Origin of the sequence: Mesorhizobium sp. YM1C-6-2, from assembly GCF_003666685.1 — a bacterium.
GTDB lineage: Bacteria > Pseudomonadota > Alphaproteobacteria > Rhizobiales > Rhizobiaceae > Mesorhizobium_K.
On the sequence record NZ_RCIZ01000006.1, the window covers coordinates 215,636 to 236,828 of the forward strand.

A 21,193-nucleotide genomic window follows, 5' to 3' on the forward strand; every position below is an offset into this window, starting at 1 on the left:
TCGAACGTTGTTCCTGGGATGGAGACCGCATTGAAATCAGGCTGGCTTTACGCGCTCGCGGTCGCAGTACTGGTGCTGGTCGCCTACGGCGCCCATGTGGCGACACTGGATGCACGTTCGGCGAAACCGGAACTCGATCTGGCGCGCTCGCAGACGACGTCCGGCGGCCTCTACGTTGCTGCGATCGAGCCCGAAGTCGCCGATGTGAAGCAGGGCGTGCTGCATTCCTGGGTGCTGACGGTCAAGACGGCCGACGGCCAGCCTGTCGACGATGCCCGTGTCGCCATCGATGGTGGCATGCCGGAACACAATCACGGCCTGCCCACCAGCCCTCGAATGACCGAATATCTCGGTAACGGACGCTACCGGATCGAGGGCGTGAAGTTTTCGATGAGCGGGCGCTGGGAATTGCGCTTCGACATTTCCGCAGCCCCGGGTTCCGACAGCGTGACGTTCAACCTGGTGCTCTGACGACGATGGACGGCCGAACCGTATGGCTTGCGATGGCCGTTCTGGTTTCGGCGGCGGCTCTCTCCGGCTGCAGCGGCGAGACTTTTACGGACGAGGAGAAGGCGACGATCGCCTTGCTGTCGCTGGCCTCCCTGCCGCCGCTGCCGCCGGACCCGACCAACAAATACGCCGACGACCCGGCCGCCGCCGCGCTCGGAGCGACGCTCTTCTTCGACCAGCGCATGAGCATCGACGGCGTCGTCGCCTGCGGCACGTGCCACCTGATCGACAAACAGTTCCAGGACGATCTTCCGCGCGGGAAAGGGGTCGGCACGACCGACCGCCGCACCATGCCGCTCGCCGGCGTGGCGTGGGGGCCGTGGTTCTTCTGGGACGGGCGGCGCGACAGCCTGTGGGCGCAGGCGCTGACGCCGCTGGAGGAGCAGCGGGAGCACGGCGGCACGCGTGCTTTCTACGCCCATTTCGTCGCCGAAAATTTCAACGAGCGCTATCAACGCATCTTCGGCCCGTTGCCGGATCTGTCGTCGGTGCCGGAGCAGGCCGGGCCGTTCGGGACGGATGCGGAAAAGGCAGCCTGGGCCACGATGACCCCTGAGCAACAGGACGACGTGAACCGCGTCTTTTCCAATCTCGGCAAGGGGATCGCGGCTTTCGAGCGTTCCATCGCGCCGCAGGAGACCCGCTTCGACCGTTTTGCCGGGGCGATTGCGGCTGGTACCGAGCCTTCGGAGGACGCGGCGCTGACGGACGAGGAAATCGCCGGGCTCAAGCTCTTCATCGGCAAGGCGAACTGTTCGACCTGCCACACCGGGCCGCGGCTGACCGACGATTCCTTCCACAACACCGGCGTTCCGGTAGTGGCGGGACTGCCTGAGGACCTCGGGCGGGAGACGGGCGCGAAAGAGGTCGCCGCCGACCCGTTCAACTGCCTAGGAAAATTCAGCGATGCCGGGCCGGAAGCCTGCGGCGAACTGCGCTTCATGGTGAAGGACGATCCCAGGCTGACCCGGGCATACAAGCCGCCCTCGCTGCGGGGGGCGGCGACGCGTCCGCCCTATATGCATGCCGGCCAGTTCGCCACGTTGGAGGAGGTGGTCGACCATTATTCGCGCGCGCCGGCGGCGCCTTCGGGCCAAAGCGAACTTCACCCGCTTAATCTCTCCGAGCGCGAGCGCCAGCAATTGATCGCGTTCGTGAAGACGCTCTCAAACTAGGGCGCGAACTCTATTTCGCGATCCAGTGGCTAGCTGTAGCCTATCTCCTGTCGACAAGAACTTCGAAAGGGAGGAGACGCCATGCCGAAATATCTCGTCCAGGGTTCTTACACGGACCAGGGTCTCAAGGGCTTGCTGAAGGAGGGCGGTTCGAAACGGCGAGTGATGGTCGAAAAACTTGCCGAGGAGATGGGTGGCAAACTCGAAGTGTTCTATTACGCCTTTGGCAGCGATGACTTCGTTATTATTCTCGATCTGCCTGGAAACATTGAGATGGCTGCGACCGCCATTGTCGCTCAGGCCAGCGGCATGGTGAAGTCTCGGGTCACAATCCTCATGGCTCCGGAGGATGTGGACCAAGCCGTGCAAAGGAAAGTCGACTTCCGCCCACCGTCCTAGGCCTGGGACGACGCGCTGATGAGCCCGCGCCCTAAGCTACCGGTCCTTGACCGTCTCCATCGCCACGAAGGTTGATGTCTGCGCCACGTGTGGCAGGGCGGAGATGCGCTCGCCGAGCACGCGCCGATAGGCGGCGATGTCCCTGGTGCGCACCTTGAGCAGATAGTCGAAGCTCGCCGCCATCATGTGGCACTGCTCGATCTCGGCGACACCCTGAACAGCGCGGTTGAACGCGTCGAGCGCCGCCGAACGGGTGTCGGAGAGCTTCACCTGCACGAAGGCGACATGCCCTTCGCCCATGCGCTCGCGGTCGATGACCGCGGCATAGCCGCGGATGAAACCATCCGTCTCCAGCCGCTTGACCCTGGCTTGCACGGGCGTCTTCGACAGGCCGACCTTCGCCGCGAGTTCGGACATCGACAAGCGGCCCTCGCGCGCGAGGGCCGCCAGGATGTTGCGGTCTATCCGGTCCAATTGATCTGCCATGTGAAAGATTTTCGACAAAGAGAGGTGAAGCTTGCCGACATCATAGACCGAACGGATTGCATGGTCGAGTTTTTCAGTCCGCTTGAGATTACCCGCCTGTGCTAGGTTGCCTTTAAGGAAACTGCCGGTGGGAACCATGCCTACGCTTGCTGCGCTGAGAAAAGAAATCCGATCCAACTATCTGCCGGACGAGGACGCGGCGCTCGAGCGGCTGGTCTCGACGGCGAACCTCGATAGCGCCGAAAGGGAGGCCATCTCGAAGCATGCCGCCGGGCTGGTGCGCGCGGTGCGTGGCTCGTCCGATCCCCGCCTGATGGAGGTGTTCCTCTCGGCCTACGGGCTCTCGACCAAGGAGGGCGTGGCGCTGATGTGCCTGGCCGAGGCGCTGCTGCGCGTGCCCGACACCGAAACGATGGACGAGCTCATCCGCGACAAGATCGCGCCGCAGGACTGGTCCGCGCATTCGGGCAGCTCGGCCTCGATCTTCGTCAACGCCTCGACCTGGGCGCTGATGCTGACCGGGCGCGTGCTCGACGAGGGCGAAGGCGGCATCGAACGAACCTTGCGTGCAATGGTGCGCCGGCTCGGCGAGCCGGTCATCCGCACCGCCGTCGCGGCGGCGATGCGCGAGATGGGCGAGCAGTTCGTGCTTGGCCGCACCATCGCCGAGGCGGTGAAGCGCGGCAGGCCGATGACGGCCAAGGGCTACCTCTATTCCTATGACATGCTCGGCGAGGCGGCGCGGACCGAGGTCGACGCCCTGCGCTACTTCAGGGCCTACGAGAACGCCATCGCCGCGCTTGCGAAACATTCGGCGAGCGACGACATCCGCTTCAATCCGGGCATCTCCGTAAAACTGTCGGCGCTGCATCCGCGTTACGAGCAGTCGCAGCGCGAGACGATGCTGCCCGTCATGGCCGAGCGGCTGCTTGCGCTGGCGCTCGCCGCCCGCGATGCGCGCATGGGCCTCAACATCGACGCCGAGGAGGCCGACCGCCTGGACCTTTCGCTCGATGTCATCGAGCGGGTGCTTGCCGAGCCGGCGCTCGCCGGCTGGAACGGTTTCGGCGTCGTCGTCCAGGCCTACGGCCCGCGCTGCGCCTTCGTCATCGACTGGCTCCATGCGCTGGCCAAGAAGCTCGACCGCCGGATCATGGTGCGGCTGGTCAAGGGCGCCTATTGGGACACCGAGATCAAGCGCGCCCAGATGCTCGGGCTTACCGGATATCCGGTGTTCACGCGCAAGGTGAACACCGACGTTTCCTACATCGCCTGCGCGCGAAAGCTGCTGTCGATGACCGACCGCATCTATCCGCAGTTCGCGACCCACAATGCGCATACGGTCGCGGCCGTGCTCGCCATGTCGCCCGACCGGGGCGCCTTCGAGTTCCAGCGCCTTCACGGCATGGGCGAGGAACTGCATGAGGCGGTGCGCAAGGTCGAGGGCACGCGCTGCCGCATCTACGCGCCGGTCGGCGCGCATTCCGACCTGCTTGCCTACCTCGTGCGCCGCCTGCTCGAAAACGGCGCGAACTCGTCATTCGTGCATCAGTTGACGGACGAGGACGTGCCGCCGGAGACCATCGCGCGCGACCCGTTCGAGGTGGTCGCAGGGCAGGGGTCGGCCGCCAATCCGGCGATCGCCGCGCCTGTCGCCATCTTCGGAGTCGACCGCAGGAACTCCAGGGGATTCGACACGACCGATCCCGTCACACTGGCCGGGATCGATGCGGCGCGGTCGGGTTTTTCCGGCAAGGAATGCTGGGCGGCCGCGCCGATCACGCGCGCCGCGGGCTACGGCTCGAAACGGGCAGTGCTCAACCCCGCCAAGGTGAAGGACGTCGTCGGCGCGGTCACCGAGGCCGGCGCCAAGCAGGTCTCCACCGCCGTGCGGATCGCGGTCGAGGCGCAGCCCACCTGGGCGAGGCGCCCGGTCGCCGAACGAGCCAACATCCTGCGCCGCGCCGCCGACCTCTATGAAGCGAACGCCGCCGAGTTCTTCGCGCTCGCCACCCGCGAGGCCGGCAAGACGCTTGCCGACGGGATCTCGGAAGTCCGCGAGGCGGTCGACTTCCTGCGTTACTATGCGTCGGAGGCGGCGAATGCCGAGGCCGGCACCGAGGCGAGCGGCGCGATCGTCTGCATCTCGCCCTGGAATTTCCCGCTGGCGATCTTCACCGGCCAGATCGCAGCCGCGCTCGTCACCGGCAATTCGGTGATCGCAAAACCCGCCGAGCAGACGCCGCTGATCGCGGCCAAGGCGATCGCGCTGCTGCGCCAGGCCGGCGTGCCGGAGGACGTGATCCAGCTCCTGCCCGGCGACGGCCTGTCGGTCGGCGCGCCGCTGACGGCCGATCCCCGCATCGCAGGAGTCTGCTTCACCGGCTCGACCGACGTCGCCAAGGCGATCGAGCGCCAGCTTGCCAAGACCGCTGCGCCGGACGCCATGCTGATCGCCGAGACCGGCGGCCTCAACGCGATGATCGTCGATTCCACCGCGCTGCCCGAGCAGGCCATTCGCGACATCCTCGCATCGGCCTTCCAGAGTGCGGGCCAGCGCTGCTCGGCGCTGCGCGTCCTCTATGTCCAGAAGGACGTGGAGAAGAAGGTGCTGGAGATGCTGAAGGGTGCGCTCGAGGCGCTCGTCGTCGGCGATCCCTGGCAGATCGCGACCGATGTCGGGCCGCTGATCGACGAGGACGCACAGAAGGCGATCGGCGATTATTGCGTGGGGATGGAGGCCAAGGGCCGGCTGGTCGCGAAGCTCGATACGCCCGATGGCGGGCGCTTCGTCGCGCCGCACATCTTCCGGGTCTCCGGCATCGAGGAGATGGAGCGCGAGATTTTCGGGCCGGTGCTGCATGTCGCGACCTTCGAGGCCGACGACATCGACGGCGTCATCGCCGCGATCAACCGCAAGGGCTACGGCCTGACCTTCGGCCTGCACACCCGCATCGAGGCGCGCGTCCAGCACATCGTGGACGGCGTCCATGTCGGCAACATCTACGTCAACCGCAACCAGATCGGCGCGGTGGTCGGCTCGCAGCCCTTCGGCGGCGAGGGCCTGTCGGGCACCGGGCCGAAGGCCGGGGGGCCGCATTATCTCAGGCGTTTTCGCAAGTCGGCTTCGACGTCGACGGGCGAGCAGGCGTCTGCTTCGTCGGCGGCGACGGTGGAGGCGGCTGCGCTGAAGGATAATCTGCCCGATCCGGGTCTCGGCGGCTGGTCGACGCGCTCCGACCGTATCGCGGTCCTGCGCAAGCATCTGCGCGGCAAGGGCGCGGCGGCGATCACTGCGGCAGCTGCTGTCGATTTCGGGCCGGTCGACCTGCCCGGCCCCACCGGCGAGGCGAATACGCTGGCGCTTGCGCCGCGCGGCCGGGTTCTTTGCCTCGGTCCCGACGGCGAGGCGCTGCTCGCGCAGGCGATCCAGGCGCTGGCGGCCGGCAACGCGGTGCTTGCGGTGGCGCAGGGCGCATCCGTCGCCCTGCAATCGCTGACCGGGAAGGGCTTGCCGATCTCGGCGATCGACGGAAGGCTGGAGCCCGACGAACTGCGGTCGCTCGATGTCGACGTCGTCGCTTTCTCAGGCGAAGGCGATGCTGCGAGAAGCATCCGCCAGGCCCTGGCCGAACGGAAGGGCGCGATCGTGCCTGTTGTCACCGAGGTCATATACCCGGCGGCCTACGCGCATGAGCGCTCGGTTTGCGTGGACACGACCGCCGCCGGCGGCAATGCGAGCCTGCTCGCCGGCGCCGGTTGACGCGTTACGCCCCTTCGACGACGGAAAAGCCCTCGAACTGCGGGTGGCCGAGATAGTGGACGTCGTTGGAGCCGGCATTGCGGTGCGCGGCGCGGAAATTCTCCGACTTGGTCCAGGCGGTGAAATCGTCCTTCGTCGCCCACACCGTGTGCGAGGCAAACAGCGTGTAGCCCTCGGCCTCGTTCTCGGGGCCGCGCAGCAGTTGGAACTCCTTGAAGCCTGCCATTTCGTGTAGTTTCGAATCGCGGCCTTTCCAGACGTTCTCGAAGGCTTCCTCCGAGCCCTTCTTCACCTTGAAGCGGTTCATTGCGATGAACATGGTATTCCTTTCACTCTTTTCTTGCTCGAAAGCCGGCCTTGTCCGGCTCTACCGATCTGTGGCCGTGCTCCGTTCCTTCCCGAAGGGTAGCACATGACCAGACGCCCCGGCCCGGCCGGCATGACCGGGCGTTGGCCGCTCAACGCTTGAACGCGAGCGGAATGGAGAACTCCCATGTGGACCGACCGGCATTGTCCGGTATGGGCGGGAATGGGGACGCCTTGCTGATCGCCTGCAGCGCCGCCTGATCGACCGAAGCCACGCCGGAACTGCGGGCGACCCGCGCCGAGCGGACGTTGCCGTTCGAGCCGACTGCGAAGGCGACGATCACCTCGCCGCGCCCCTTCGCGCGAACGGATCGCGCGGCTCGCGCCAGCTTCGAGCGGACCTTGCCCGGATAGTTCGACACGGCGGCATTGCCGACCTTGCCGTTCTTCGAGCCGCCGCGGCTGGCTTGCTGGTTGTCGCCGGTTTCCCTGCCGTCCGCCTGCCCGAGCCGGGCGTCGGTCTGGTTGTTTCCGCGATTGCCGGATTTCTTCGTCTTTTCCTCGGCCTTCTCGGCGACCTTGCGCCCTTCCGCTTTTTTCGGCTTGGCCGTCTTCTTCTCGGCAGCCGGTTTCTTTTCCTCCCTGGCGGGTTCGGCCTTCTTTTCGACGGGCTCGACCCTCGCGCTTTCGACCTGCTCGGCTTCGGCAGCCTCGACCGTTTCCGCAGCCTGCGCCTTGGCCGGCTTCTGGACAAAATTGTCGTCGTCGACCAGCTCAGCCCGGTCGGTGGCGAGCACTTCCGGCACGGTTTCGGCGACCGCCGGGGCCGGCATGTTTTCGACGGGCTCGGCCTCCACACGCTCCGCCTGCGCCGCTGTCTGCGATTCGGCCGGCATGGCGTCCACGCGTTCCGTCGGCCGAGCCTGCTCGGCCTTCGCCTCGTTTACCGGTTCGACAGGCGTCTCCTCGACCGGCTTCACCGTCTCGACGTCCGCGGTGACTGCTTCGGCGGTCACGGTTTCTTCGACAACCTCGTCGACCGGCACTGCTTCCGCCTCGACAGTGTCGACCGGCACCGCGTCGAGCATGGTCACCATGGTGACGTCGATCGAATTTTCGCCAGCCTCGCTCTGGTCCGCTGACGCGTTTCCTAGCGAGGCGATGCCGGCAAAGTCGGCGCCTTCCACCTGCACCGCGTCGTCGTTGACCTGGATGAAGACCAGCGCCGCCGCGACGTGGAAAATGCAGGACGCCAGCAGCGCCAGCTTCCATTTGCGCTTTAGGTCCGGCGTCTTCGACGGCTTCGGGCCGAGCGGTTCGGCCGGCCGGTGGGTGATCAGGTCGTTGTGGTTTGCCGCGAAACGGCGCTCGGGCGCTTCGCGCACGCCATTTTGCAGCGCGCCATGCGGGATGGCCAGTTCGGGATCGTCCGGCTCGAGGTCGGCCAACGCCATGCCGGCCATCGGCCAGAGCGGCCGGCCAGAAGCGAAGGCTGGTTCGAGACCGGTCGCCATGGCTCACATACCGAAGACTATGGCCGACCTGGTCTGCGGCTTGAGCTGGCCGAGGCAGGCTTTCGGATCGATGCCCGCACCAGTGCATTCGGCGGCATGGTTGACCAGCACGCGGCTGATCTTGGCGCAATCCGTGCCGGCAAGGTCGAAGCGGGCTACTTTCGTCTTGCCCTCAGGGAGTTCATTGAAGTCGAGCACGGTGAGCCGGTCGACGACGCCTGCCTCATTGAACAGCGCGATCTCGAATGCCGCCTTGGTCAGTTCCGCGCCCAGATTGTTGGTCACCACGAAGGTCAGCCGGCAGCCCTTGTCGGACGGTTGCGCCCCGTTGAGCTCCAGCACGAGGGCCGGGGTAGAGCCGGGGGCAGGGGCCTCGGCCTCCTGCGCCGAAACGGGCGAGGCCGCGGCGATGAACGCCGCGGCCAGAATGCAGTATTTCGCCAGATGCATTCTCTGTTTAGCCTCCGAAGCGCATGGTGGCACCGAGCTTCAACGTCACTCCGGGTTCATACAGAGGACCGCTCGTGGTGTCGGACAGTGGGTTGACGTAAGCCACGTCGAAGATGTTGTCTGCTCTGAAGTCGACTTTGAGATTGTCGTTTACGTTGTACTGCGCGAAAGCATTCACCAGCGTGTAGTCTGTTGCGTAAACGTTGCCCTTGGGCGCCGCATTGTACTGTACCTCCGAACCGACCAGCAGTCGGTTTTCCAGGAAGCGCAAGCCAAGCTGGGCGGTAACTTGCGCGGAAGGAATGGTGGACAGGTCGGATCGAACACCTTCGTAGGATACCTGGTATCCGGTGATGGTCGAGGCCGAAAGACCCACGAAGCCCCAGCCTGCGTCGTAGATACTCTCGAGTTCAAAACCCTCCAGCTTTGCGTTCGCGAAGTTGACGGTCTGCTGGCAACCAAACGGGTTCGGACAGGTCACCTCGGTAAAGTCGATGTAGTCGTCGACGTCGTTGTGGAAATAGGCGGCCTTCACTCTCAAAGAGTCATCGCCGTTGATGAGGCCGTCCGCCTTGTAGTTGATTCCGAATTCCCATGTCTTTGCCGTCTCCGGCTTAAGATTCGGGTTCGGGAGGAATTCGAACGTAGCGGGAGCCGGGTGAATGCCGCTGATCAGGGCCTCGGATATGGTCGGCGACCGGTAGCCCTCCGCGTAAGTTCCGTAGAACTGCAGGCCGCTAAGCGACTCATTCGTGAACGGGGATACACCGACCGTAATTCTCGGCGACAATCGATCACCGGTATTTTCCAGATCCTGCCCGGTCAGGCGGTAGCTGTCATAGCGAAGGCCTCCGATGACTTCCAGCCATTCATAGATGACCTTGTCCTGGATGTACGCTCCCCATACCTGCCGCTTGCCGGAGGGATTGTAGAAATCGACGCCGCCGGTAGACGTCGTGTTAAGCGCATCATCGAGGAGGTAGTCGCCGCCGTAAGTGACTTCATGGCTTGCGGCACCTGTGTCGAACCGTGAGGTGTTCCAGAGGTCGAGTCCGTAGGTCTCCAGGTCATACGTCGTTTCAAGCCCGTTGCTGTGACGGGTCTTGCTGTAGTCGATCTGATTGAATGACGTGTTGATATGCAGGTCGAGCCACTTCTGGTCGTCGTCCGTCACATTGTAACGGCCGGTGAAGGTGTTCTGCTTGGTCTGATAGTCATAGCCAATAAAGTACGGCGCTGTCCCCTGGCTGCTCCAGCTGTCATCCGCGCCGACCCAGCCAAGCTTCAGTTCGCTGTTATCGTTGGGACGGAAAGTCGCCTTGGCCAGCCCGCCGAGCGCTTCAAAGTCGGTGTCTGGCACTCTGTTGCCGTTACCGTCCTTGTACTCGCCGTAGTCGCGCCAGACGATGTTGGCGATGATGTCCGCCGCCTCGCTAAAGCGATAGGCGCCGGTCGTGCTGTTCGTCCAACCTGACCCGTTGGTTTCGTAGCGGAGTGTGTTCGAGGCCGCCCACGTCTCGTCGTCCCGCAGAAAATCTCCGGCGTCCTTCGTTTCGAAGACCACGACGCCACCGATTGCGCCTGAACCATAGGTATTTGCTACCGGGCCTCGTATGACATCGACCTGCTGCATGAGGTCAGGGTCGACGAACAGCATGCTTTGGGCCTGATGGCCCGTAATCTGCAAGTCCTGCCTTGCGCCATCGACCAGCACGGTAACTCGACCGGCATCCTGCAATCCACGAATGTTGATGCTCGACTTGAGACGCTGGCTGCCGGTCTGAACCGAAACTCCGGGGACGCCGAAGAAGGTGTCGCCTACGGTTGTAGACATACGCCGTTCGAGCTGCTCCTGGTCGACGTGGCTGACCGAAGCCATCTGCTCGATCGCGGTTTCGCCGGTGCGGCTGACGATGGTGATTCTGTCGAGCTGCGTGGCGCCGGCCATGGGCGGCGCTGCCTGCTGGGTTGCCTGCTCCTGACCGGCCGCCGCGGCCGATTCGCCGTCAACGACGACCGTCTGATCCGTCTGTTCCGCGTCCTGTGCCCAACCCGCCTGCGTCGCCAGCAAAACCGTCATCGCGGCTCCGCCCAGCAGAACGGCCATATTGCGACCGACCAGCCCCATGTCCCAACTCCAATGCCTGAATGTCGATGCTGGCTGGCATTTCGCTCGCTTGCATTTTCGATGTCCCCCGAACGCTTTAATGTTGACTCATTTGGTCCGGTATTGCACTGACTAGTAAACCTGATTATTCGAGTCAAGAAAACAAATCGCATTTTCAGCCCGGCCGGGAGAGCGGCCCAGCCGACAGCGGAAAGGAGCGGACGATGAACACCCACAATCAGAACGACTTCAGGTTCCGGCCACGTCGCCAAGCCGGCGACGAGCAGGTGGAATACACCCCGCTGAGGGTGCCTTCGCGCACCGTTTCCAGCGAGGCGCTTTTCAACGGCCTCTACGAGATCGGCATCAATCACGGCGGGGCGCTCTACCGGCTGAAGATCACCCGCCAGGGCAAGCTCATCCTCAACAAATAAGTAACCCAAGCAGACAGGCAATTCACATGGACCAGCACGTCAAGCCAGCGCCCCACCAGATCCGGTTGGCGCGAGCCGAAAACCCCAAGATGCGGGAGCGCGACCTTGCGGCGCAGCTTGGCGTGTCGGAGGCCGATCTGGTCGCGGCCCATTGCGGGGAGGGCGTGCAGCGCATCGAGCCGCGCGCCAACGATCTGCTCCTCGGCCTCGAGGCCGTCGGCGAGGTGATGGCGCTGACGCGCAACGAAAGCGCGGTCCACGAGAAGATCGGCGTCTACGAAAACGTCCAGCCCGGTGCGCACGCCTCCGTCGTGCTCGGCAAGCAGATCGATCTGCGCGTTTTCCCGAAGGCCTGGGCGCACGGCTTCGCGGTCGAGAAGCGTGACGGCGACGAGATACGCCGCTCGCTGCAGTTCTTCGACGACGCCGGAGACGCGGTGCACAAGGTGCATCTGCGCCCTTCTTCCAACCTTTATGCGTACCAGAAGCTCGTCGCGGAACTCGCCTCGCCGGACCAGTCGCCGAGCGTCGCGCTGAAGGGAATCACCATCAGCGAACCGGAGGCGGGCGAAGCGGGAAGCGCGGAGGACCTGCGCGACCGCTGGAGCCGCATGACCGACGTGCACCAGTTCTTCGGCATGCTGAAGACACTGAAGCTGTCGCGTCACCAGGCGGTGCGCATGGTCGGCAACGACTACGCGTGGAAGCTGGCCGACGAAAGCCTGCCGGCGATGTTCAACCATGCGGCGACGGACGGCCTGCCGATCATGTGCTTCGCCGGCAACCGGGGATGCATCCAGATCCATACCGGCCCCATCGCCAACGTGAAGACCATGGGCCCGTGGATCAACGTCCTCGACGAGACCTTCCATCTGCATCTGCGCGCGGACCATGTGCGCGAGCTGTGGGCGGTGCGCAAACCCACCAAGGACGGCAACGTGACCTCGCTCGAGGCCTATGACGCCAACCACGAACTCATCATCCAGTTCTTCGGCGAGCGTCATGAAGGCGAGACAGAGCGCGACGACTGGCGCCTGCTGGCGGAAAATCTGCCGCGGGTCCCGGTGCAGACGGCCGCCTGAGGAGCAATCCATGAGTCGCTTCAACGTTTTGTCGCGCGGTCTTCGCGCCGGGCTTCTGGTCGCGGCGTTCGGCCTGACGGGAGCGGCGGCGGCCGAGGAAGGCCAAGCGGTCTTCGCCGACCCGTCGCGCATCGCTTCCATCGGCGGCGCGGTCACCGAGATCGTCTATGCGCTCGGCGAAGAGGACAGGCTGGTGGCGCGCGATTCGACCAGCCTCTATCCAGAGGCGGCGCTGAAGCTTCCCGATGTCGGCTATATGCGCCAGCTCTCGCCCGAGGGCGTGCTGTCGGTCAACCCGACCGGCATCCTGGCGGCCGAGGGCAGCGGCCCCAAGGAGACGATCGACGTCCTGAAGAAGGCGAGCATCCCCTTCATCACGGTGCCCGAAACCTTCGACCATGCGGGCATCCTCGAGAAGATACGCGTCGTCGGCAAGGCTTTCGGCGCCGACGAGAAGGCGGCGGAGCTTGCCGCCAGCGTGGATGCCGATCTGGCAGCCGCCGAGAAGATGACGGCGGGCATCCCGGAGAAGCGTCGCGTGCTCTTCATCCTCTCCATGCAGGGCGGCAAGATCCTGGCGGCGGGTTCCGACACGGCCGCGAACGGCATCATCGAGCTCGCCGGCGCCGTGAACGCGGTGGAAGGCTATTCCGGCTACAAGCAGCTTTCGGACGAGGCCGCTATCCTCGCCAGGCCCGACATCGTCCTGATGATGGACCGCGGCGACGGCCAGGGCGTCAGCGAGGCGGAGCTGTTTTCGCATCCCGCCATCGCCCCGACGCCGGCCGGCCAGGGCAAGAAGCTGATCCGGATGAATGGCGGCTATCTGCTCGGCTTCGGCCCGCGCACCGCCAGCGCCATCCGCGAGCTCGCAGTCCTGCTTTATGGCGACCAGATCAAGGGCTGAAGGATGGCCCTCGATTCCGCAGCCGGCCTGTTCGGCATGAGGCGAAGCCTGGCGCCGGAAGGCGACCGCTCGGTCCGCGCGAAATTTGCGATCCTCGTCCTCGCCGCCTTTCTCGCCGCGACGGTGCTGTTCAGCCTCGCCTCCGGCGCATCCGACGCTTCGGCCTTCGCCGTGGTGCGCGACTGGCTGTTCCCGTCGTTCTCGGCCACCGATGCGCTCTCGCTGCGCGACCGCGTCATCGTCTACGATATACGCCTGCCGCGCGTCGTCATGGGCGTCCTCATCGGCGCGGCCCTCGCCGTGTCGGGCGCAGTGATGCAGGGGCTGTTCCGCAACCCGCTCGCCGATCCCGGCCTCGTCGGCGTATCGGCCGGGGCGAGCCTGGGCGCGGTCTCCGTCATCGTGCTCGGGGCGACGGTGCTGGCGCCGCTGACCATGGTTCTCGGCACCTTCACCCTGCCGCTCGCCGCCTTCGCTGGAGGCCTCGCGACGACGCTCGTGCTCTACCGGATCTCCACGCGGCAGGGCCGTACTTCGGTGGCGACCATGCTGCTTGCTGGCATAGCGCTGGCGGCGATGGCGATGGCCTTCACCGGCGTTCTGATCTTCATGGCGGACGATAGGCAGTTGCGCGACCTGACCTTCTGGTCGCTGGGTTCGCTCGCCGGTGCCACCTGGCAGAAGATCGGCGCCGTCGCGCCGATCATCATCGTGGCGCTTGCCGCGATGCCGTTCCTGGCGCGCGGGCTGAATGCGCTGGCACTCGGCGAGGCGACCGCCAACCATCTCGGCATACCGGTCCAGCGGCTGAAATATGTCGCGATCGTCGCGGTGGCCGCCGCCGTCGGCGCATCCGTTGCGGTCAGCGGCGGCATCGGCTTCGTCGGCATCGTCGTGCCACACCTGCTTCGCCTGCTGATCGGTCCTGATAACCGCTATTTGCTGCCGGCCTCGGCGCTGCTCGGCGCCAGTATGCTGCTCTTGGCGGATGCCGTCAGCCGGACGATCGTGGCGCCCGCAGAACTGCCGATCGGTATCGTCACGGCAACCGTCGGCGCGCCCTTCTTCCTCTGGATACTCCTGCGCCGCCGCGGGATCCTCGACCTGTGAGCCGGCCATGATCGAAGCGCGCGACGTATCCGTCTCCATCGGCACCAAGAAGATCATCTCGGACGTGGATTTCGAGGTGAAGCCCGGCGAGTTGGCGGCGATCGTCGGCCCCAACGGCTCCGGCAAGACGACGTTCCTCAAGGCGCTCTCGGGCGAGCTTGCCTATGCCGGCCGGGTGACGATGAACGGCCGCGACCTTGCCGCGATGAAGGCCTGGGAGGCCGCATCGGTCCGTGCCGTGCTGCCGCAGGCCACCGCGCTGTCCTTTCCGTTCACGGTCCGCGAGATCGTGAAGCTCGGCCTGAGCGGCGGGCGCACCGGCGTCCTGGCGGGCGAGGAGGAAGGGCTTCCGGAACGGGCGCTGGCCCGCGTCGATCTCGAAGGTTTCGCCGGCCGGTTCTACCAGGAGCTTTCCGGCGGCGAACAGCAGCGGGTGCAGCTTGCCCGCGTGCTCTGCCAGGTCTGGGCGCCGGTGCTGCAGGGCACGCCGCGCTATCTGTTCCTGGACGAGCCGGTCTCCAGCCTCGACATCAAGCACCAGCTCATCATCATGAACCTGGCGCGCGATTTCGCCGCGCGCGGGGGAGGGGTGATCGCCATCCTGCATGACCTCAACCTGACCGCCATGTTCGCCGACCGCATCTTCGTCATGCATCGCGGCCGGCTGGCGGCGGCAGGCTCGCCGCAGGAAGTGCTCTCCGACGAGCTGATCTCCAGGGTATTCGAGTGCAGGCTGAAGGTCGGCGTGCTGCCGGCGGCCGGCACGCCTTTCGTGCTGCCGCAGTCGGCCGGCCTATAGCTATCCGGCCAAGGCCTGCGGCTGCGCCGGGAGTTCGATGCCGAGCAGGCCGCGCATGTTCGGCCTTTCCGCCACGAGGTCGGCGATCGAATGGCGCATCAGTACATCGAAGAAGGCATTCAGCGCCTCGCGCAGCGCCGAGTTCAGCGCGCAGGAATCGACGAGCGGACATTCGGTGGCGTCGTTCTCGAAGCATTCCGCCATGGCGAAATTCTCCTCCGTCACGCGCACCACGTCGAACAGCGTGATCTGGTCGGCGGGCCGGCCGAGCCTGACGCCGCCGTTGCGGCCGCGCACCGTCTCCACGAGTCGGGCTTCGACCAGCGGCTGGAGAATCTTGAACAGGAAAAGTTCGGACACGGTATATGCGCTGGCGATTTCCGGTATCCGGCTCAGCCGGCCGTCATTGGCCGCGCAATACATGAGTATGCGCATCGCGTAGTTGGTCTGTCGCGTCAGCCTCATTTGGCAAGTTCCCTGGGAAACATGGGTCAGATCGGAATATGACCCATTCTTTAGAACAATTCCAGACAGGAAGCCAGAAAAGTTGATTTTAGCGATCAACTTTTGTCCGGCAGCCATCTGCGTTCGCCGCCGATCAATCCGGCAGCCTGTTTCGCAAACCGGGTTCGCGGTCCATATCTTGCAGGGAGAATATCGAGCGGAGCGGACGTCATGTCTTCAACGGCCGGATACGCCGCCACGCCTTCCGGCGTGGCGGATGCGGAGAAACTTGCGGCGCTCCGGCGCACGAAGGCCGTCGCGACCGGCGCCCTGTGCCTCTGCGTGGCGGTGTTTGCATTGGCGAAGTCCTTCGAGACCGAGTGGCCCTGGCTCTCCTTCGTCGCGGCGTTCGCCGAGGCCGCGACCATCGGCGGCATAGCCGACTGGTACGCGGTGGTGGCGTTGTTCAGGCGGCCGCTCGGCTTGCCGATCCCTCACACGGCCATCATCCCGTCCAACCAGAGCCGCATCGCCGACAATCTCGGCCGCTTCATCGAGGTGAATTTCCTGGCGCCCGGACCGGTGCGCGAGAAGCTGCAGGAGGTCGATTTCGCAGCACTCGTGGCCGACTGGCTCTCCGGTCCGGAGCGGGCGGCCGGCCTGTCGCGCTTCGTCATACGACTCGTCCCGCAGACATTGACCGCCGTCGAGCAGTCAGGCCTGCGCGACTTCGTCAGGCAACGCATCCTGGCCGAGATCGACAAGGTCAAGGTCGCGCCGCTGGCGGCCGATCTCCTGTCGAGCTTCACGGACGAGCGCAGGCACCAGAAACTGTTCGACGAGTTCACCAAGGTGGTCGGCCGGTTCCTGAGCGACGAGCAGGCGCTTGCCACGATGCGCGAGCGGATACGCGAAGAACTGCCGTCGCTCTTCAACCTGTTCCGCGCCGATGCCTATCTGCTGAAGAAGATCGTCGCTTCCGCAAGTTCGCTGCTCGACGAGGTGAGGGCGGATCCCGACCATCCGATGCGGCAGGAGTTCGACCGCTTCGTGCACGGTTTCATAGACCGGCTGCGCAACTCGCGCGACTACGCCAGGCGCGCCGAGAAGATGAAGCGCGATCTGCTGGCGCGGCCGGAGCTTGGTGAACTGGTGCAGGATCTCTGGCAAAGCATGCGCGCCCTCATCGAACAGGATGCGACAGCCGACAATTCGATGATCCGCGAGCATCTGGCGTCGATGTTCGTTGATGTCGGCCGGCACCTCGCTACCGACCCCCGCATACGCGCCGACATGAACGAAGGCTTCGTCGTCGCGCTGTCGTCCTTCGTCGAGAGCCAGAAGAGCGGCGTCTCGTCCTTCATCGCCGACCAGGTCAAGCGCTGGGACCTCGGCCAACTCACCCGGCTGATCGAGATCAATATAGGCAGGGACCTCCAATACATACGGTTCAACGGCATGCTGATCGGCGGGCTTGCGGGCATTGCCCTCCACATCGTCGAACGTCTCTTCCTTGCCGGCTGACCAACCTTTGCTCGGTTGACAAGCCATGTCCGTTCATGGTCTCGACGCAGGTTCGAATGCCAGACGTTGGCGACACCTGCGCGAGGTTGGTGCATGTCGAGACCAGGTCTCACTTTCGAAGCGCTTCGGGCGCTGGTCGGCCAGGAGCTCGGCGTTTCCAATTGGATCACGGTCGACCAGGAGAAGATCGACCAGTTCGCCGACTGTACCGGCGACCGCCAGTGGATCCACGTGGACCCCGAGCGCGCGAGAAAGGAAAGCCCTTTCCGCAAGCCTATCGCGCATGGCTATCTGACGCTGTCATTGGTCAGCGCCATGATGCTCGACATCGACATGGCTCCCGAAAACACCCAGGCAGCCTTCGTGCACGGACTGGATTCGGTGCGTTTCATCGCGCCGGTCAGGTCGGGGGCCCGCGTGCGCATGCACTGCACGCTGGTTTCCATGGAGGACCGCGGGCCGGGCCAATATCTGGCCCGGTGCGCCAACGTCGTCGAGGTGGAAGGCGACGAGCGCCCGGCGCTGACCGCCGAAGTGCTGATCGTCTTTTACGAACGGCGCAAAAGGCAGCAGGTTTGAACTTCTCGTTTGCCGCAATTCCCAGGGAAACCGGTTTCCACCGTTCCTGGAATTGCTCCGGTCAGAACCTGTCGATCACGCCGATGCCGATACCCTCGAAGCCGCCCATCGCCATTAGCGCTTCAGGCGCCTGATCGAGACCGATACGTTTGCCGATCAGCAGTTCCGGCTTCAGCTTGCCGGTGCGGATCATCTCCATCATCGCCTGATATCGGAAGGCCTGCATGCCGTGACTGCCGCGAATTTCGAGTTCGTAGGCGATCACCTTCGCCATCGGTATCTGCGGCTTGGAGTGCTCGCCGAGCATCAGCCCTACCTGGACGTGGCGGCCGCGTCGGCGAAGGTTGGAGATCGAGTTGTAGCTGGTCGTGGGGTGGCCGAGCGCATCGACCGACATATGCGCGCCGCCATTGGTGATTTCCTTGACGGCCTTGACGACGCTCGGTGTCTTCGAGGCGTTGACCGTGGCGACCGCGCCGATCTTCCTGGCGAAGTCGAGCTTCTCGTCAGTGAGGTCGATGGCGACGACATTGGCGCCCATGGCGCTGGCGATCATGATGGCTGACAGGCCGACGCCGCCGCAGCCGTGCACGGCCACCCATTCGCCCGGGGTCACGCGGCCCTGGTCGACCACGGCGCGGAACGAGGTGACGAAGCGGCAGCCGAGGCTGGCGGCGGTGGCGAAGTCCATCCCCTCGGGCAGGGCGACGAGATTGGTGTCGGCGAAGTCGAGCGCGACATATTCGGCGAACGAGCCCCAGGCGGTGAAGCCGGGCTGGAACTGGTTCTCGCAGACCTGGTGGTTGCCGGAGGTGCATTCGAAGCAGCGGCCGCAGCCGGCGACGAAAGGCACGGTAACGCGGTCGCCTTCCTTCCAGCGGGTAACACGGCTGCCGACGGCGGCGATGATGCCGGCGAGTTCGTGGCCGGGGACGTGGGGCAGGCGGATGTCGGGGTCGTGTCCCATCCAGCCATGCCAGTCGCTGCGGCAGAGGCCGGTCGCCTCCACCTTTACGACGACGCCCTCCGGGGAGGGCGCCGGGTCGGGCACCGTACGGATGGACGGTGTCTCGCCAAATGCGTCGAAAACAACAGCTTTCATGGTCTGACTCCGCTCGCTTTTTGCTGCCGCAGGGGCAGCAGCGTTGAGGCCTGCGGGCAGCAGTAATGCAGCCGGCAGGTTTCGCAAGGGTAGCCGCGCTGACGCTTTCGCCAAAGCCATTGGTCCAGGCTTGCAGGCGCTCTCCTGTGGGTTTCCTCCGATCAGGCGCGCATCCCCGCTTGCGAGATGCTAGATCGCCTGCGGTAGCACGGGCCGAACTCGAAGGGGGACGGAATGAAGGTTGATATCGAGATGGGAACCGCCGCCGGAAGGTCGGCGGCCATGCTCGATCTCGAGGAATTGCTCGCCACGCGTCTGCTCGTCCAGGGCAACTCGGGCTCGGGAAAGTCGCACCTTCTGCGCCGCCTGCTGGAGCAAAGCGCACCGTGGGTGCAGCAGATCGTCGTCGATCCGGAGGGCGACTTCGTCACTTTGGCCGACAAATTCGGCCATGTCGTCGTGGACGCCCAGCGCACCGAGGCGGAGCTCGCCGGCATCGCCGCGCGGATCAGGCAGCATCGCGTTTCGGCCGTGCTCAATCTCGAAGGGCTTGATGTCGAGCAGCAGATGCGCGGCGCGGCGGCGTTCCTCAACGGCATGTTCGATGCCGACCGCGAATTCTGGTACCCGGTGCTCGTCGTCGTCGACGAGGCGCAACTGTTCGCGCCGGCCGTTGCCGGAGAGGTTTCGGACGACGCGCGCAAGGCATCGCTCGGGGCGATGACCAACCTGATGTGTCGCGGACGCAAGCGCGGACTTGCCGGTGTGATCGCCACGCAGCGCCTCGCCAAGCTCGCCAAGAACGTCGCGGCGGAGGCGTCCAACTTCCTGATGGGGCGGACCTTCCTCGACATCGACATGGCGCGGGCGGCCGACCTGCTCGGCATGGATAGGCGGCAGGCGGAGATGTTCCGCGACCTCAGCCGCGGCAACTTCGTCGCGCTCGGCCCCGCCTTGTCGCGGCGTCCGCTGCCGATCGCCATCGGCGCGGTGGAGACCTCCGCCCGCTCGGTCAGCCCCAAGCTGACGCCATTGCCCGAGGCGGTGGAGGACGTGCAGAGCCTCATCCTGACGCCGAGCCCGGAGGAGATGCGGCAGCCGGTCCGGCGGCATCGTCCGCCGCCGCCTGCCCCCACCGCCGACATCATGGCGCAGCTGGCGCGGTCTAAACCGGAACCAGAGGCGTCGCCGGAGCCCATCTTTGCCGTCATCGACGAGGCCGAGCGCGAGGACACGCTCGCCGCGATCGTCAGCGAGATGGTCGACGATCCCGACGCGGCGTTCCGCACCGATGCGGTGCTGTTCCAGGATTTCCTCGTGCGTTGCCGCATCCGGCGGCTGCAGGGAGAGCCGGTCGGCCTGCCGGAGTTCCGGCGCCGGCTCGCCGTCGCCAAGGCCCGCATCGACCGCGAACTCGCGGCCGGAGAGCCGTGGCAGCAGGCGCTCGCGCTGTCGGCTGGCCTGCCGGACGACCTCCAGTCGGTGTTCCTGATCGTCGCCAAGGCGGCCGTATCGGGAGAGCCATGCCCGCCGGACACGGCGCTTGCGCGCGCCTACGGCACCCATTCGGCACGGCGTGCACGGCGGCTGCTCACCTATTTCGAGGAGCAGGGCGTGGCGGTCGTGCGTACCGATTTCCACGGCCGACGCGTCGTCGCCTTCCCGGATCTCGGCTGCGAAACCGCGCCCGGCGATCCCGATGCGGACGACGCGTCGATCGCCGAAGCCGCTGAGTAGGCGTATCACCGAAAGTTCACTATCTGCCGTCGGGCGGCGACGGCATTATAGCGAAATGCGAATAACGCTTTTCTTGCAGTGCGTTATGGATATAGGCTGATACACGGCCGGCAAGGCAGGGTACCTAGGTAGAGACCAAGGGAGGAAGTATGTCCGACGTTTCGTTGGTGGTGAATGGGAAGAGCGTCAGCGCGACGGTGGAGGACCGGACGCTTCTGGTCCAGTTTCTCCGGGAAAATCTGGGACTTACGGGAACGCATGTCGGCTGCGACACGTCGCAGTGCGGCGCCTGCGTGGTGCATGTCGACGGCAAGGCGGTGAAGTCCTGCACGATACTCGCGGCACAGGCTTCGGGCTCGGAAATCGTTACGATCGAAGGGCTTGCGAACGGCGCAGACCTGCATCCGGTGCAGATTGCCTTCAAGGAGAATCACGGCCTTCAGTGCGGCTTCTGCACGCCCGGCATGATCATGGCGGCGACCGACATGATCGCCAGGCATCCGGGTGGACTCGACGAGAAGACGGTGCGCGCCGAACTCGAGGGCAACATCTGCCGCTGCACGGGATACCACAATATCGTCAAGGCGATACTGGCGGCTTCCGAAGTGATGGCGAAGGGCGGAGCGGGCAGCGCGAAAGCGGCCTGAGGATTTCCGGCGTGGACAAGAATCCGCAACCGGCCGCAGCGCGACCTGAAATTGCCGAGCCCCTCCAAAGGCTTGGCACGCGCCGCATCCGCAGACCCCGCGGTTTTTGTTCACATCA

The 21,193-nt window shown here is 65.1% G+C and carries 20 protein-coding genes; 13 read left to right on the forward strand and 7 right to left on the reverse strand.

The window, feature by feature from the left end; all coding sequences use genetic code 11:
• The first annotated feature begins 30 nt into the window (after nt 1-30).
• The 3 genes from D8676_RS16980 (at nt 31) to D8676_RS16990 (ending at nt 2,084) form a co-directional block, all read left to right on the forward strand.
• Nucleotides 31-471: a FixH family protein gene (locus D8676_RS16980; protein WP_245426856.1), complete on the forward strand. Its 441-nt coding sequence runs from the start codon at nt 31-33 to the stop codon at nt 469-471.
• A 5-nt stretch (nt 472-476) separates the two neighbouring features.
• Entirely contained in the window at nt 477-1,685 is a 1,209-nt protein-coding gene (locus D8676_RS16985; RefSeq protein ID WP_121582272.1) for a cytochrome c peroxidase, read from the forward strand.
• Nucleotides 1,686-1,766: 81 nt separating this feature from the next.
• Nucleotides 1,767-2,084 carry a GYD domain-containing protein gene (locus tag D8676_RS16990; protein WP_121582273.1) on the forward strand — a complete coding sequence of 106 codons (318 nt, stop codon included), beginning with the start codon at nt 1,767-1,769 and terminating at the stop codon, nt 2,082-2,084.
• A gap of 36 nt (nt 2,085-2,120) precedes the next feature.
• Here D8676_RS16990 and D8676_RS16995 read toward each other — a convergent pair whose 3' ends face one another.
• Nucleotides 2,121-2,570: an Lrp/AsnC ligand binding domain-containing protein gene (locus D8676_RS16995; protein WP_121582274.1), complete on the reverse strand. Its 450-nt coding sequence runs from the start codon at nt 2,568-2,570 to the stop codon at nt 2,121-2,123.
• A gap of 136 nt (nt 2,571-2,706) precedes the next feature.
• On the opposite strand from D8676_RS16995, the gene putA reads away from it, so the two are divergent.
• Nucleotides 2,707-6,333: a bifunctional proline dehydrogenase/L-glutamate gamma-semialdehyde dehydrogenase PutA gene (putA, locus tag D8676_RS17000; protein ID WP_121582275.1), complete on the forward strand. Its 3,627-nt coding sequence runs from the start codon at nt 2,707-2,709 to the stop codon at nt 6,331-6,333.
• A gap of 4 nt (nt 6,334-6,337) precedes the next feature.
• On the opposite strand, the gene D8676_RS17005 is transcribed toward putA, so the two are convergent.
• The 4 genes from D8676_RS17005 to D8676_RS17020 form a co-directional block, all read right to left on the reverse strand.
• Nucleotides 6,338-6,652, reverse strand: a complete 315-nt coding sequence (locus D8676_RS17005) for an antibiotic biosynthesis monooxygenase (protein ID WP_121582276.1) — start codon at nt 6,650-6,652, stop codon at nt 6,338-6,340.
• Between the two features lie 139 nt (nt 6,653-6,791).
• The gene (gene tolA / locus D8676_RS17010; RefSeq protein WP_121582277.1) at nt 6,792-8,153 is read right to left on the reverse strand and encodes a cell envelope integrity protein TolA; all 1,362 of its coding nucleotides are present in this window, start codon (nt 8,151-8,153) and stop codon (nt 6,792-6,794) included.
• A 3-nt stretch (nt 8,154-8,156) separates the two neighbouring features.
• Entirely contained in the window at nt 8,157-8,603 is a 447-nt protein-coding gene (locus D8676_RS17015; RefSeq protein ID WP_121582278.1) for a hypothetical protein, read from the reverse strand.
• A gap of 7 nt (nt 8,604-8,610) precedes the next feature.
• Complete coding sequence (locus tag D8676_RS17020; RefSeq protein WP_245426858.1) at nt 8,611-10,731, reverse strand: TonB-dependent hemoglobin/transferrin/lactoferrin family receptor; 2,121 nt, start codon at nt 10,729-10,731, stop codon at nt 8,611-8,613.
• Nucleotides 10,732-10,934: 203 nt separating this feature from the next.
• Between D8676_RS17020 and hemP the strand changes: the two genes are divergently transcribed.
• Genes hemP through D8676_RS17045 form a run of 5 tightly spaced genes read left to right on the forward strand, consistent with a single transcriptional unit; the run spans nt 10,935 to nt 15,042 of the window.
• A complete protein-coding gene (gene hemP, locus D8676_RS17025) occupies nt 10,935-11,144 on the forward strand; it encodes a hemin uptake protein HemP (protein ID WP_121582279.1) in 210 nt (69 codons plus the stop codon).
• 26 nt (nt 11,145-11,170) lie between these two features.
• Nucleotides 11,171-12,226 (forward strand): ChuX/HutX family heme-like substrate-binding protein, encoded by a 1,056-nt coding sequence (locus D8676_RS17030; protein WP_121582280.1) that lies wholly within the window; start codon nt 11,171-11,173, stop codon nt 12,224-12,226.
• Nucleotides 12,227-12,236: 10 nt separating this feature from the next.
• Nucleotides 12,237-13,133: a hemin ABC transporter substrate-binding protein gene (locus D8676_RS17035; protein ID WP_121582281.1), complete on the forward strand. Its 897-nt coding sequence runs from the start codon at nt 12,237-12,239 to the stop codon at nt 13,131-13,133.
• A 3-nt stretch (nt 13,134-13,136) separates the two neighbouring features.
• On the forward strand, nt 13,137-14,243 hold the full coding sequence (locus D8676_RS17040; protein ID WP_121582282.1) for an iron ABC transporter permease: 1,107 nt from the start codon (nt 13,137-13,139) through the stop codon (nt 14,241-14,243).
• A gap of 7 nt (nt 14,244-14,250) precedes the next feature.
• The gene (locus D8676_RS17045; protein ID WP_121582283.1) at nt 14,251-15,042 is read left to right on the forward strand and encodes a heme ABC transporter ATP-binding protein; all 792 of its coding nucleotides are present in this window, start codon (nt 14,251-14,253) and stop codon (nt 15,040-15,042) included.
• On the opposite strand, the gene rirA is transcribed toward D8676_RS17045, so the two are convergent.
• On the reverse strand, nt 15,043-15,507 hold the full coding sequence (gene rirA / locus D8676_RS17050) for an iron-responsive transcriptional regulator RirA (protein ID WP_121582284.1): 465 nt from the start codon (nt 15,505-15,507) through the stop codon (nt 15,043-15,045).
• A gap of 210 nt (nt 15,508-15,717) precedes the next feature.
• On the opposite strand from rirA, the gene D8676_RS17055 reads away from it, so the two are divergent.
• Both D8676_RS17055 and D8676_RS17060 read left to right on the forward strand, forming a co-directional pair.
• A complete protein-coding gene (locus D8676_RS17055; RefSeq protein WP_121582285.1) occupies nt 15,718-17,010 on the forward strand; it encodes a DUF445 domain-containing protein in 1,293 nt (430 codons plus the stop codon).
• A 93-nt stretch (nt 17,011-17,103) separates the two neighbouring features.
• Nucleotides 17,104-17,589, forward strand: coding sequence for a MaoC family dehydratase (locus D8676_RS17060; protein ID WP_121582286.1), 486 nt, complete (start codon nt 17,104-17,106; stop codon nt 17,587-17,589).
• Between the two features lie 61 nt (nt 17,590-17,650).
• Here D8676_RS17060 and D8676_RS17065 read toward each other — a convergent pair whose 3' ends face one another.
• Nucleotides 17,651-18,691 carry a zinc-dependent alcohol dehydrogenase family protein gene (locus tag D8676_RS17065; protein ID WP_121582287.1) on the reverse strand — a complete coding sequence of 347 codons (1,041 nt, stop codon included), beginning with the start codon at nt 18,689-18,691 and terminating at the stop codon, nt 17,651-17,653.
• Nucleotides 18,692-18,925: 234 nt separating this feature from the next.
• On the opposite strand from D8676_RS17065, the gene D8676_RS17070 reads away from it, so the two are divergent.
• Together D8676_RS17070 and D8676_RS17075 are read left to right on the forward strand one after the other, a co-directional pair.
• Nucleotides 18,926-20,428 carry an ATP-binding protein gene (locus D8676_RS17070; protein ID WP_121582288.1) on the forward strand — a complete coding sequence of 501 codons (1,503 nt, stop codon included), beginning with the start codon at nt 18,926-18,928 and terminating at the stop codon, nt 20,426-20,428.
• 149 nt (nt 20,429-20,577) lie between these two features.
• The gene (locus tag D8676_RS17075; RefSeq protein WP_121582289.1) at nt 20,578-21,075 is read left to right on the forward strand and encodes a (2Fe-2S)-binding protein; all 498 of its coding nucleotides are present in this window, start codon (nt 20,578-20,580) and stop codon (nt 21,073-21,075) included.
• The last annotated feature ends 118 nt before the right edge of the window (nt 21,076-21,193 follow it).